Annotated in this window: 12 protein-coding genes and 1 tRNA gene; 8 read left to right on the forward strand and 5 right to left on the reverse strand. The window is 37.9% G+C overall.

Annotated elements, in window-relative coordinates; translation table 11 throughout:
* The first annotated feature begins 220 nt into the window (after positions 1–220).
* Together BQ7489_RS13870 and BQ7489_RS13875 are read left to right on the forward strand one after the other, a co-directional pair.
* Positions 221–886 carry a hypothetical protein gene (locus BQ7489_RS13870; RefSeq protein ID WP_072531534.1) on the forward strand — a complete coding sequence of 222 codons (666 nt, stop codon included), beginning with the start codon at positions 221–223 and terminating at the stop codon, positions 884–886.
* Complete coding sequence (locus BQ7489_RS13875; RefSeq protein WP_072531536.1) at positions 883–2,205, forward strand: hypothetical protein; 1,323 nt, start codon at positions 883–885, stop codon at positions 2,203–2,205. Before BQ7489_RS13870 ends, BQ7489_RS13875 begins: the two co-directional genes overlap by 4 nt.
* A gap of 125 nt (positions 2,206–2,330) precedes the next feature.
* Here BQ7489_RS13875 and BQ7489_RS13880 read toward each other — a convergent pair whose 3' ends face one another.
* The 3 genes from BQ7489_RS13880 to BQ7489_RS13890 all read right to left on the reverse strand — a co-directional run bounded on the left by BQ7489_RS13880 (position 2,331) and on the right by BQ7489_RS13890 (position 4,446).
* Positions 2,331–2,861 (reverse strand): ORF6N domain-containing protein, encoded by a 531-nt coding sequence (locus BQ7489_RS13880; RefSeq protein ID WP_072531538.1) that lies wholly within the window; start codon positions 2,859–2,861, stop codon positions 2,331–2,333.
* 22 nt (positions 2,862–2,883) lie between these two features.
* A complete protein-coding gene (locus BQ7489_RS13885; RefSeq protein WP_072531541.1) occupies positions 2,884–4,101 on the reverse strand; it encodes a site-specific integrase in 1,218 nt (405 codons plus the stop codon).
* Between the two features lie 269 nt (positions 4,102–4,370).
* Positions 4,371–4,446 (reverse strand) — tRNA-Lys (locus BQ7489_RS13890).
* Positions 4,447–4,741: 295 nt separating this feature from the next.
* Here BQ7489_RS13890 and BQ7489_RS13895 point away from each other — a divergent pair.
* The 3 genes from BQ7489_RS13895 to pth2 all read left to right on the forward strand — a co-directional run bounded on the left by BQ7489_RS13895 (position 4,742) and on the right by pth2 (position 7,311).
* Positions 4,742–5,416, forward strand: a complete 675-nt coding sequence (locus BQ7489_RS13895) for a zinc metallopeptidase (protein WP_072531542.1) — start codon at positions 4,742–4,744, stop codon at positions 5,414–5,416.
* Positions 5,417–5,527: 111 nt separating this feature from the next.
* A complete protein-coding gene (gene hisS, locus BQ7489_RS13900) occupies positions 5,528–6,892 on the forward strand; it encodes a histidine--tRNA ligase (protein WP_072531543.1) in 1,365 nt (454 codons plus the stop codon).
* Positions 6,893–6,897: 5 nt separating this feature from the next.
* Complete coding sequence (gene pth2, locus BQ7489_RS13905) at positions 6,898–7,311, forward strand: aminoacyl-tRNA hydrolase (protein ID WP_072532199.1); 414 nt, start codon at positions 6,898–6,900, stop codon at positions 7,309–7,311.
* 72 nt (positions 7,312–7,383) lie between these two features.
* On the opposite strand, the gene BQ7489_RS13910 is transcribed toward pth2, so the two are convergent.
* Entirely contained in the window at positions 7,384–8,778 is a 1,395-nt protein-coding gene (locus tag BQ7489_RS13910; RefSeq protein WP_072531544.1) for a DNA recombination protein RmuC, read from the reverse strand.
* Positions 8,779–8,985: 207 nt separating this feature from the next.
* Between BQ7489_RS13910 and BQ7489_RS13915 the strand changes: the two genes are divergently transcribed.
* From BQ7489_RS13915 to BQ7489_RS13925, 3 genes are all read left to right on the forward strand, one after another.
* Positions 8,986–9,258 (forward strand): co-chaperone GroES, encoded by a 273-nt coding sequence (locus tag BQ7489_RS13915; RefSeq protein WP_007562047.1) that lies wholly within the window; start codon positions 8,986–8,988, stop codon positions 9,256–9,258.
* A 34-nt stretch (positions 9,259–9,292) separates the two neighbouring features.
* Complete coding sequence (groL, locus tag BQ7489_RS13920) at positions 9,293–10,930, forward strand: chaperonin GroEL (RefSeq protein WP_072531545.1); 1,638 nt, start codon at positions 9,293–9,295, stop codon at positions 10,928–10,930.
* A gap of 169 nt (positions 10,931–11,099) precedes the next feature.
* Entirely contained in the window at positions 11,100–11,567 is a 468-nt protein-coding gene (locus BQ7489_RS13925; RefSeq protein ID WP_072531547.1) for a nucleoside deaminase, read from the forward strand.
* A 289-nt stretch (positions 11,568–11,856) separates the two neighbouring features.
* Here BQ7489_RS13925 and BQ7489_RS13930 read toward each other — a convergent pair whose 3' ends face one another.
* The gene (locus BQ7489_RS13930; protein ID WP_072531550.1) at positions 11,857–12,354 is read right to left on the reverse strand and encodes an NUDIX hydrolase; all 498 of its coding nucleotides are present in this window, start codon (positions 12,352–12,354) and stop codon (positions 11,857–11,859) included.
* Positions 12,355–12,454: the final 100 nt, after the last annotated feature.

The raw sequence follows: 12,454 nt of genomic DNA on the forward strand, positions 1-12,454 counted from the left end.
TTACGATACTCTTGTGCGGGTTTCCAAAGGCTCTTTTCACGAAAAAACAGTCTGCGATGCCATGCACCGCTGGCGTTTCGGGGAATGTGCCGATTGGAATTAGATAAACATTATAAGCATGTTACACTATTTTTCTAATAAAGACATATTACTAAAGAGACAGGCTACTTTTATATTAAGTATTTGATAATTACTATATTTGCAAAAAAATGAATCTTTTATGAGAAAAATAATTAAACTTATCACATCTGTATTGCCTATAATTATATCTATAATTGCTCTCTTTGTTAGTTATTTATCCTACAATACATCAAAACAGAGCCTTGAATACGAAATTAATAAAGACATGATGATTAATACGCCAGCCATCGAAGAAAACATAGATTCACTTGAATTGTCTTTTAGCTTAAATAATGATAATTCTGAAATACAAAGTATGCGTATAACATTCCCATGTAGTATCCTAGAAGAACCAATATTAGTCAATACTAAACCTATTAAAGTAAGCAAACATTATTTAGAACAGTTAGCTGAAAATTATCTGTACAAGTTTTTAGAAACTAAAGACTCTGTAGTTACATTGGGAACTTTTGCAATACCAATAATAATTGATTACTCTGCAATTGTGTACGGATTTCCTCAATCACTTAGGGAAAATAGATTTTTCATTTTTCATTTTTATTCTTATGATAATGCTATAAAATTAGGATTTTCAAATACTTATTTAATCAATAGATATGGATACCCCATAAAAAAACATACTTTTTATACAGGCCCTTTTTCATCTCCTTTAGAAGAAAAAATTAAAATCCAAGACCAAATAGATATTCAGGAATTATTGAGAGGTCAATTAAATGAAATAACAAAGAATCTTAAACAAAAATGATACATAGTTTAAGTTTTTTCTCAAATAGAGAATTAGCATTACTTATTTGGCTAATTATTGTATTAGTATATTCTCTGATTAAAGATAAATGGAGATGCTATTTGAAAAGAATTATAACATCTGCATTTGCTCTTAAATTGGTAATTGTATATATTACTTTAATTATTTATGCTTTTATTATTGTTCTACTGCTTTATTTAACAAATATTTGGAGGATATGTCTTTTGAAGGATACTATTATATGGTTGTTATTTTCTGCATTAGCTACTGCATTTACCCTAATAAATATAAAGAATTTTAGTTATTTTACTGGTCTAATTAAAAGTAATATTACAGTTACTGCCATTGTGCAATTCATAATAAATTTATATTCATTTAGTTTGGCTATTGAGCTAATAATGCTTCCAATTATTGTTTTCACAACTGCACTTAGTGCGTATTCTGAGTATTATATAAAGAATGGGCAAGATTATCACAAGGTGTATTCGTGTTTAAATATATTACTGTCTATCATTGGAATAGTTTATTTAGGATTTGCATTTTACAAAGCTATTATAGGATTTGATTCTATTAATTGGATAGATATTTCCCAACAGCTAATGCTGCCTATAATTCTGACAATTTTATTTATTCCTTATTATTGGTTATTAGCATTATATATAAACTATGAGAAGATATTTGTTGCTATTAATGTTATGTTTAGGCATAAAAATAAATATGAAAGATATAGAATTAAATTTTATATTCTATATTATGGATGTTTAAGCCTAAAACGTATTAATCGAATAAATAATAAAATTTCATTTCTTGCATACCAGAATACAACTAATTATAAAAGTTTTTTCAAAGAAGCAGTACGAGTTCCATTATATATTAATTATTCAAACATTAGCAAAATGAAAATTGAACTATTTAACAATATAGATGACTGCCGTAAAGCGTTCTCAAAATTGCAATTAGGAGAATTAAGTGAATGGAAAAAAATTGAAGGATCAAATGAGTTTTATTGTATAACCAACTATTTATCCATCAAGAAAGATTGGCTTTCTAATTTAGTTCTATCATTACAAGGAGAAGAATTATATATCCATCAATTAGAGTTATCTTTATCAATATTATCACCAAATGAACGAGATTATGCAATATTAAAGTTTCAAGAATGTGTATTTAATATACTCAGATTACTTTCATTAAAAGTACCACATAATATAATTACTCAAAATAACTATACCTATAATAATGAAATTTTCTCATTAAATATCAAGAATGAAATTATAGGTACTATGGAATCATTTTTGTTGGTTATAAAATCAGAATAATTTCTCCCGAGATAATTGAAATGACGTATAATAGTATTTATACTTATGGTTGTATAAATTGTGTAAAAATATCGAGTAGCTTAATACTACTCGATAAATGAGAGATTTATTACCGAAATCGTTACCTATTTGTTTCCTGAACGATTATAGGTAGCAAAACCAATCGGACGGCGTTCTCTCTGCTGCTGCGACTGGCTCAGAAGCTGTGTAAGGGCTTGATACAATTCGTTGAACTGGGCATCGGTACTTACTTCCAGTTCCTCAATACGTTTTAGCAGTTCTTCATAACCAATTACCATCTGACGCATAAGGACAAATGCCCGCATAATGGAAATATTCACTTCGATGGCGGTCTGGCTACGCAATACGGATGAAAGCATGGCTACGCCCTGTTCGGTGAAAGCCATAGGCAAGGCTGCGCCAAAGTTGTAATCAGGGGGTATCACATTTTGTGATACCCCTATGGATAACAATAAGTTGGCTTCCTCTTTCGAGAGGATAAACATAAAGTCGGATGGAAAACGACCGATGTTGCGTTTGACCGCCTGTTTCAAGGCTCGTGTCTCTACTTGGTAAAGTTCCGCCAAATGGAAGTCAAGCATCACCCGGCAACCCCTGACTTCAAAGATTTTGTTTTGAATGACCTGCAAATCCATAAACTTCAAGATTTTATTGTGATTAAACGCTTGTTTTCCTTTCATTTAGCCTTTGGGCGAACATATCCATGTCGGCACTCAGTTTCGTGTCGATGATTTTAGCGTAAATTTGTGTGGTTCTGATGTTTGTGTGTCCCAACATCTTGGAAACGCTCTCAATGGGTACGCCGTAACTGATACTGAGGGTCGCAAAACTATGGCGAGCAACATGATAGGTGATTTTCTTGTTTATGCCGCACACCGTTGCGATTTCTTTTAAGTAATCGTTCATCTTTTGGTTGCTGATTATCGGGAGAATTTTGCCGTCAGGCAATTTCCCGTCATATTTCTGCAAGATGGCTTTGGGAATATCCAACAGACGGATATTGGACGTTACGTTTGTCTTGTGCCTTTTCTTGATTATCCACAGGTTACCGTCAAAGGAAACCTTTATGTTCTCTGCCCGCAACTCGCACACATCCACATACGACAAGCCAGTATAACAGCTAAAAATGAACATATCACGCACCTGCTCCAGCCGCTTGCTAGCAAAAGTTTTTTGATATATGCGGTCTAATTCTGCCTGTTCAAGAAAATCTCTTTCTACATACTCAAATTTCAGTTTATATGCCCCGAATGGATTAAAAGTAATCAGTCCCAAGTTGTGGGCAAACAGAACAACAGTCCTAAACCGCTGTATAAACTTCATGGCTGTATTGTGGGTACACGGATAATTTTCTCGGATAAACAAGTAAAAACCCTCAATGAACACTACATTTATTTCCCGAAAGGTAATGTCTTCCAAATTATATTTATTGTGGATATATTCTGCAAGACGATTTTTAGTGAGTTCATAACGGGTATATGTTTTTTGTGTGGTTGTTTTCCCAACTTTCAGCGCATATTGTTCGTTATGCTGTGCGAACACTTGCAATAGGGTCTTAGCCTTTTCCTCCTTGCCTAAAAAGATGTTGCGTACTTTCTCTGCTGTTACATAGCCATCCCGTTCTAAAATGGTTTGATAGTGTCTGTGTAAGGTCGCCTTGATGCTATCCAGCATTTCATTAATGCGGGTAAATTCTGACCCTCTGCCAGTTACTTTTCCTGTTTGTGCAGACCAGTTCTTAGGATTAACTTCAAGTTTGGTGTTGAATTGAACTAATTTTCCGTCAATGGTAATACGTGCCATAATAGGCATATTACCATTCTTTTTTACTTTGTCTCGTTTCAGGAAAAACAATACTCGAAATGTTGATTTCATACCTCATTGTTTTAAGTTACAAAACTACTTTTATTAACTCATAATGAGATAAATGCAGGGTCGCCAATTCCCGACAACATTTCGCCATTTTCAGTCAAATCGTACCCCTTTTTTGAAGATTTTGTCAGGGGTACGAATAAGCCACTATTTTTTGTCTGTCAGTGACCTTTTAGTGGCGGTTAGGATAGCCAAAAGGCAATAAAAAAAGTCCCACAAAATATTGATTTTGTAGGACTTGTCTTTTTGTTGTCGCCTTTTGGCTTTTCTTTTGGTGATCCGCTTGGGGCTCGAACCCAAGACCCCAACATTAAAAGTGTTGTGCTCTACCTGCTGAGCTAGCGAATCAATCCTTTGTGCATCATTTCTTGATTGCGAGTGCAAAGGTAGATATTTATTTTGAATTGGCCAAATGTTTTGAGAAAAAATGAAAAGAAATCTTCTCCTCTTTTGCTAAGGGATTGGTTGTCAAGCCTGGTGTTATCTTAATTATAATATTATAAAAGTATATCAGGGGAAACTTAATAATCGTCAAAAATGGCTGACATTGGACGTAGTTTTATTTTTTTATTTACTTTTGGCAAAGTATTTGTACTTTTAATAACAAATTAAGTGATATTTATAATTAAGTAATCTGGATAATATGTATTGGATTTTATTTATTGTCATCGCTATTGTCAGTTATATCGTACAGTCAAGTCTGAACAGTAAGTTTGAGAAATATTCAAAGATACCTCTGGCCAATGGTATGACTGGACGTGAGATTGCAGAGAAGATGCTTCGTGATAATGGTATTTATGATGTGAGGGTGACAAGTACTCAAGGGATGTTGACCGACCATTATAACCCTACGAACAAGACCGTGAACTTGAGTGAGGGGGTCTATAATAATTGTAGCGTAGCAGCAGCCGCAGTCGCCGCTCATGAATGTGGGCATGCTGTACAACATGCCCGTGCCTATGGACCGTTACAGCTCCGTTCGGCTTTGGTACCGGTGGTGCAGTTTTCTTCATCTATTGTTTCATGGGTCTTGTTGGCCGGTATTTTTTTGGTAAATGTGTTTCCTCAACTGCTGCTTATCGGAATCTGTCTGTTTGCCATGACAACCTTGTTCAGTTTCGTAACCTTGCCGGTGGAAATTGATGCGAGTCGTAGAGCTTTGGTTTGGTTGAGCAATGCAGGTATCACCAATGCATTTAATCATAAACAGGCTCAGGATGCATTAAAGTCGGCCGCATATACTTATGTGGTGGCTGCATTGAGTTCATTGGCGACACTGGTTTACTATATAATGATTTATACGAATCGTCGAGAGTAATTCTTGTAGCGGATAAATATGTATAGACCAATCGTTCTATTATGGGACGGTTGGTTTTTTATTGAAATTTTTCCGTAACTTTGTGCGGTAAAAAATAAAAGATGATTCATTATGGCAACAAAACCAAGTATACCTAAAGGTACGAGGGATTTTTCGCCGGTAGAAATGGCGAAACGTAATTATATATTCAATACGATCCGTGAAGTGTTTTATCTCTATGGATTCCAGCAGATAGAGACGCCGGCGATGGAAAATCTGTCGACATTGATGGGAAAATATGGAGATGAAGGAGATAAACTGTTGTTCAAGATTCAGAATTCGGGAGATTATTTTTCGGGGTTGACCGATGAAGAATTGTTGAGTCGTAATGCAGCTAAGCTAGCAAGCAAATTCTGTGAGAAGGGGTTACGCTATGACCTGACAGTGCCTTTTGCCCGTTATGTGGTAATGCATCGTGATGAAATCAGTTTCCCTTTCAAACGTTTCCAGATCCAGCCGGTTTGGCGTGCCGACCGTCCTCAGAAAGGCCGTTACCGTGAATTCTATCAGTGTGATGCCGATGTGGTAGGTAGTAATTCGTTATTGAATGAGGTGGAACTGGTACAGATGATTGATACCGTATTTAATAAATTCGGTATCCGGGTGGCTATAAAGATCAATAACCGTAAAATCTTGACAGGTATAGCTGAAATTATCGGTGAGGCTGATAAGATTGTAGACATAACGGTGGCGATTGATAAACTGGATAAGATAGGGCTTGATAATGTGAATGCAGAATTGGCTTCAAAAGGTATTCCGCAGGAAGCTATAGATAAGTTGCAGCCGATTATCATGCTGAAAGGATCGAATGATGAGAAACTTCAAACGTTGAAGAATGTACTTGCTACCAGTGAAATTGGTTTGAAGGGCGTTGAAGAAAGCGAATTTATCTTGAATACCGTAGCTTCTTTAGATGTTAAATCGGAAGTTGAACTTGATCTTACTTTGGCACGTGGACTGAACTATTATACAGGGGCTATTTTTGAAGTGAAGGCTTTGGATGTACAGATAGGCAGTATCAGTGGAGGTGGCCGTTATGACAACTTGACAGGTGTCTTCGGTATGGATGGTATGTCGGGGGTAGGCATTTCTTTTGGTGCCGACCGTATTTATGATGTATTGAACCAGTTGGATCTGTATCCGAAGGAATCTGTAAATGCGACCCAACTGTTGTTTGTCAATTTCGGTGAAGCAGAAGCTGCTTATGTATTGCCTGTATTGGCTAAGGTCCGTGCGGCTGGTATCCGGGCCGAAATCTATCCGGACAGTACCAAGATGAAGAAACAGATGAGTTATGCCAACAGTAAAATGATTCCGTTTGTCGCTATTGTAGGAGAAGACGAAATGAAGGAGGGTAAACTTACGCTGAAGAATATGGGAAATGGTGAACAGTCAATGGTTACACCGGAAGAATTGGTTGCTGCCGTTAAAGGATAATGCAGATGAAACCGCGTAATGTAAAGCAGGTTATTGTAATGCGCAAGGATCTGAACATGCGGAAGGGTAAGATGATTGCGCAGGGAGCTCATGCTTCGGTCGACGTTTTGCTGTCACTTTTTTCATGTACTGAAAAAGAAGGAAAGGTGACTTATAGGCTGACATATGGTGAGGATTCTCCATTGGCCGAATGGCTGAATGGCATGTATGCCAAGATTTGCTTGTATGTAGAATCGGAAGAAGAACTTGTTTCATTATATGAGCGTATCCGGAAAGAAAATCCGTCTATACCTGTTTCAATGATTGAAGATGCCGGATTAACGGAGTTTCATGGAGTGGAAACCAAGACATGCATCGGTATCGGACCTTGGTGGTCTGAGGAGATAGATATATTTACTGGTGAACTGAAGCTTTTATAAATATAAGAATAAGAAAAGGAAGATTCATGCTTGTCGTGCACAGGCGGAATCTTCCTTTTTGTTCATATATAGTTATACAGATTGAGTAGGCATATTTTTATCTGATATATTATCTGCTGTATTTTTATCCTGCAGTCGGGAGGCAAACTTCTTTTTCGGAGTTATACCTAGTTCTTTCAGCATTTCGGCTTGTCGGATTACATTGCCTTTTCCTTCCGACAATTGGTTTAGAGCCGTTTCATAGGCTGTTGAGGCTGTTCGCAGGTTATCGCCTATTTTCAGGAATGTATCGGTAAAACTGACCAGCTTTTCATAGAGAGATGTACCTCTGTTTACTATTTCCTGGATATTTTTCTCCTGGTATTCGCGTTTCCATAAATCGAGGGCGAGTCTGAGAGCTGCAATCAGGTTTGTCGGGCTCATAAGGACGACTTTTTTCTGGTAGGCGTAATTCCATAGGTTCGGGTCATTTTGCAGTGCCAGGACGTATGCCGGTTCATTGGGAATGAACATCATGACGAAGTCGAGTGATGAAACATCATATTTTGAATAGTCTTTTTGGCTGAGTTCATCAATATGTGTTCTGATAGAGGCCAGATGGGCTTTCAGGAACTGTTCCTTCTGGGATTTGTCGTCTGTTCCTACATAATTAGCGTAAGCTGTCAGTGAAACTTTAGAATCTATGATGACTTGTCGGTTATCTGGATATACGACAAGTACATCTGGCTGCAGACGTTGCCCCTGATCATTGCGTATAGGTTCCCCGTTTTCATTTTTCAGGAATTCTTGTCGGAAATATTCTTCTCCTTCACGTAATCCGGAGTTTTCAAGAATTGTTTCCAAAATCATTTCTCCCCAATTTCCTTGTGTTTTTGATTCTCCTTTCAGGGCGCGGGTCAGATTATTGGCGTCGTCACTGATTTGTTTGTTGAGCTGTACCAGTTCCTTGATCCGGTCTTCCAGTGAAAAACGTTGTTTCGATTCCTTGTCGTAAACCTCTTCTACCTGATGTCTGAAGTCTTTCAGATTCTCTCCGAAAGGCTTCAGCAGGTTGGTCAGACTTTCTGTACTGAGTCTGTTGAATGTTTCTGCCTTCTGCTGGAAAATCTTATCGGCCATGTGTTCGAATTCAAGATGGAACTGTTTGTGCAGATTTTCAATCTCTTCTTTCTGATGGTTGAGCTTGTCTGCAAGGTTCTTGTTTTCAGTAAGTAATGTCCCGATACGTTGCTGACTGTCCATCAGCAGCCGGTTTTGTTCTTCTGTCTTTTGCTGAAGAATCGTTTTTTCTTGTTTTTCGTGGTTAAGGAGAGTTTGTGCATTTTGCTGTTCGTTTTTAAGCAGTTCTTGGGTATGGTTCTGCTGTAGTTCCAGTTGTGACTTTAGGATTCCGCATTTTCGGGATGCCAGCAGATATCCTGCTACAGCTCCTATAATGATGCTTATAATGAAATAAATAGTTTCCATATATTTTATGTGTTGAAAAGAATGGTTGGCAAATATAAAGAAATCTTTTGATTGTAGTTTTATGATATGTCAGTTAAAAAGGATATATGTCAGTAAAAAACCGTCATTTTGTCAGTCCTGTTGTTTTGGCATGGTTTTAGTTATATTTCTTGCGCTTGCGTAAGGCAAGTGAATATGTAGAATAATAACAATTAAATATAAAGCACTATGAACATTAAACCATTAGCAGATAGAGTTTTGATTCTTCCGGCTCCTGCAGAAGAAAAAACAATAGGTGGTATCATTATTCCGGATACAGCAAAAGAAAAACCGTTGCAGGGTGAAGTTGTTGCAGTAGGCCATGGAACAAAAGATGAAGAAATGGTCTTGAAGGTTGGTGATACTGTACTGTATGGTAAATATTCCGGTACCGAGATTGAATATGAAGGCGTTAAATATCTGATGATGCGTCAGAGTGACGTTTTGGCTGTACTTGGATAATTAATGTAGAATTTTAAAAGAAAGGAAAACTATTATGGCAAAAGATATTCTCTTTAACATTGATGCTCGTGATCAGTTGAAAAAAGGAGTAGATGAGTTGGCTAACGCTGTAAAGGTAACATTAGGCCCGAAAGGTCGTAATGTCATCATCGAAAAGAAATTCGGTGCACCTCACATTACAAAGGATGGTGTTACTGTAGCTAAAGAGGTTGAATTGGCTGATCCATTTCAGAATACCGGTGCACAGCTGGTGAAATCGGTAGCTTCAAAAACCGGAGACGATGCGGGAGATGGTACAACTACCGCTACCGTTTTAGCTCAGGCTATTGTAGGCGTTGGTTTGAAGAATGTGACAGCTGGTGCAAATCCGATGGATTTGAAACGTGGTATCGACAAGGCCGTTGCCAAAGTTGTTGAATCTATCAAGGCTCAGGCTGAAACTGTAGGCGATAACTATGATAAGATCGAACAGGTTGCTACCATATCAGCCAACAATGATCCGGTAATCGGTAAATTGATTGCAGATGCTATGCGTAAGGTTTCAAAAGATGGAGTGATTACCATCGAAGAAGCTAAAGGTACAGATACTACTATCGGTGTAGTAGAAGGTATGCAGTTCGACCGTGGTTATCTGTCAGCTTACTTTGTAACAGATACAGAAAAGATGGAATGCGTGATGGAACATCCGTATATCCTGATTTATGACAAGAAGATTTCTAACTTGAAAGATTTCTTGCCTATTTTGGAACCGGCTGTTCAGAGCGGACGTCCGTTATTGGTAATTGCAGAAGATGTAGATAGTGAAGCTTTGACTACTTTGGTTGTCAACCGTCTGCGTAGCCAGTTGAAGATTTGTGCCGTGAAGGCTCCAGGCTTCGGTGACCGTCGTAAAGCCATGTTGGAAGATATTGCCGTATTGACAGGTGGTGTCGTTATCAGCGAAGAAAAGGGCTTGAAACTGGAACAAGCTACTCTTGAAATGCTGGGTACTTGTGATAAGGTAACTATTACCAAAGAAAATACAACTATCGTGAACGGTGGCGGTAAGAAGGAATTGATTCAGGAGCGTGTCAACCAGATTAAGGCTGAAATCAAGAATTCTACTTCAGACTACGATAAGGAAAAATTGCAGGAACGTCTGGCTAAATTGTCAGGTGGTGTAGCTGTTCTTTATGTAGGTGCTGCCAGTGAAGTAGAAATGAAGGAGAAGAAAGACCGTGTAGACGATGCGTTGTGTGCTACCCGTGCTGCTATTGAAGAAGGTATCGTACCGGGTGGTGGTGTAACATACATCCGTGCCATCGATGCATTGGAAGGCATGAAGGGTGATAACGCCGATGAAACGACGGGTATTGAAATCATCAAGCGTGCCATTGAGGAACCGCTTCGTCAGATTGTAGCCAATGCCGGTAAGGAAGGTGCTGTCGTTGTACAGAAAGTGCGTGAAGGTAAAGGTGATTTCGGTTACAATGCCCGTACAGATGTATACGAACATTTACATGCAGCCGGTGTGGTTGATCCTGCAAAGGTTACCCGTGTGGCTTTGGAAAATGCTGCTTCTATCGCAGGTATGTTCCTGACTACAGAATGTGTCATTGTAGAAAAGAAGGAAGATAAACCGGAAATGCCGATGTCTGCTCCAGGTATGGGCGGTATGGGTGGTATGATGTAATTCTTTTGCTTGAAGACACTTATACAAAATAAAGAAGGACTCCTGGTCGAAAATCATTTCGGCCAGGAGTTTTTTTGTTGGGGCTTTAGGGGTATTTGTTACTTTTTTATTTTGTTTTTATATATATTATTTTTATTGTATATTTAGGCAAACTAAAAAGAAGAAGACTATGACAAAAGAGGAATTAATGAGGAGAGCTATAGAGCTCTCGATTGAAAATGTTGCAAAGGGGGGAGGACCGTTTGGTGCTGTGATTGCCCGTAATGGAGAAATTGTCGCTACGGGAGTAAACCGTGTGACTCCTGATTGTGATCCTACCGCTCATGCTGAGGTCAGTGCAATCCGTGCTGCAGCACGTAAATTAGGAACTTTCGACTTGAGTGGATGTGAAATCTATACATCTTGTGAGCCATGTCCGATGTGTTTGGGAGCCATTTATTGGGCACATCTTGATAGGATGTACTATGGGAATAATAAACACGATGCTGCTGCTATCGGATTTGATGATGCTTTTATTTATAAGGAACTTGATTTAAAGCCGGAAGATAGGAAATTGAAATCAGAGGTTTTATTGCCGGATGAAGCTAAAAAAGCTTTTGATGACTGGGGTAAGAAAACGGATAAGATAAAATATTAAGTGAATAAAATGAGGCTGAATGTACTTCAGCCTCATCTATTTCACATTTCCATCGCTTTTATGAATTAAATTTTGTGTATGCGTTCATTGTCTTGTTTGTGTAGTTAGTCTTTGTAGTGTTTTCAAATTTTATCAAATTCTCTATATGCTTAGAATTGCAATCTATAATTTTATGTTTTGCAACACAAAATTATAGATTTTTATAAAAAGGATACAGTCTTGGTAGATATATTTAGGAATGTTTGGTGAAATATTGATTTAAGTCAATTGTTTTGTGTAATGTTGTGGCTTAAAAATTTAGGCGTTTGAATTCATTGGAAAAATTAGGTGTAAATATCCCTTGATCCAGATTTTTCCGGATTTCGTCGAGTGTCCAGAATTTTCCTCCATCAAGTTCTTCACTGGGACAGATAGGGCCGTCATACGTTGTCCGGAAACAGAATACCAGTTCTTTTTCTCTGTCGGATTCAAACACATAATGAGCTATTGGTTCAGGAGTGAAATCTATGATGCCCAGTTCTTCTTCTACTTCGCGCTTTAAAGCAATTTCCACGCTTTCTCCCAAATCGATATGCCCTCCTACGGCAGTGTCCCATTTTCCGGGTTGGATGTCTTTCCATGCGGGACGTTTTTGCAAGTAGAGTTCTCCTTTAGTGTTGAATACATGAAGGTGTACTACCGGATGTAGTAATTTGCTTCCATTATGACATTCTCCACGAGTAGCGGTTCCGGTGATATTACCTTCTTCGTCTACTATCGGAAACATTTCCTCATTATTGTCTTTCATATATGTTTTTGTTGGTTGATTCTGTTTGGATACATAAATACCATTGTCATTGAAAGGTTAGTTTAAATCTTTCATGACAATGGTATTAGATATATGGTTT

The organism is Bacteroides ilei, from assembly GCF_900128495.1.
Lineage (GTDB): Bacteria > Bacteroidota > Bacteroidia > Bacteroidales > Bacteroidaceae > Phocaeicola > Phocaeicola ilei.

Excerpts from the sequence above, each read along its gene's own strand:
- BQ7489_RS13870 (WP_072531534.1), top strand. The coding sequence starts at position 221 with ATGAGAAAAATAATTAAACTTATCACATCTGTATTGCCTATAATTATA.
- BQ7489_RS13875 (WP_072531536.1), top strand. The coding sequence starts at position 883 with ATGATACATAGTTTAAGTTTTTTCTCAAATAGAGAATTAGCATTACTT.
- BQ7489_RS13880 (WP_072531538.1), bottom strand. The coding sequence starts at position 2,861 with ATGGATTTGCAGGTCATTCAAAACAAAATCTTTGAAGTCAGGGGTTGC.
- BQ7489_RS13885 (WP_072531541.1), bottom strand. The coding sequence starts at position 4,101 with ATGAAATCAACATTTCGAGTATTGTTTTTCCTGAAACGAGACAAAGTA.
- BQ7489_RS13895 (WP_072531542.1), top strand. The coding sequence starts at position 4,742 with ATGTATTGGATTTTATTTATTGTCATCGCTATTGTCAGTTATATCGTA.
- hisS (WP_072531543.1), top strand. The coding sequence starts at position 5,528 with ATGGCAACAAAACCAAGTATACCTAAAGGTACGAGGGATTTTTCGCCG.
- pth2 (WP_072532199.1), top strand. The coding sequence starts at position 6,898 with ATGAAACCGCGTAATGTAAAGCAGGTTATTGTAATGCGCAAGGATCTG.
- BQ7489_RS13910 (WP_072531544.1), bottom strand. The coding sequence starts at position 8,778 with ATGGAAACTATTTATTTCATTATAAGCATCATTATAGGAGCTGTAGCA.
- BQ7489_RS13915 (WP_007562047.1), top strand. The coding sequence starts at position 8,986 with ATGAACATTAAACCATTAGCAGATAGAGTTTTGATTCTTCCGGCTCCT.
- groL (WP_072531545.1), top strand. The coding sequence starts at position 9,293 with ATGGCAAAAGATATTCTCTTTAACATTGATGCTCGTGATCAGTTGAAA.
- BQ7489_RS13925 (WP_072531547.1), top strand. The coding sequence starts at position 11,100 with ATGACAAAAGAGGAATTAATGAGGAGAGCTATAGAGCTCTCGATTGAA.
- BQ7489_RS13930 (WP_072531550.1), bottom strand. The coding sequence starts at position 12,354 with ATGAAAGACAATAATGAGGAAATGTTTCCGATAGTAGACGAAGAAGGT.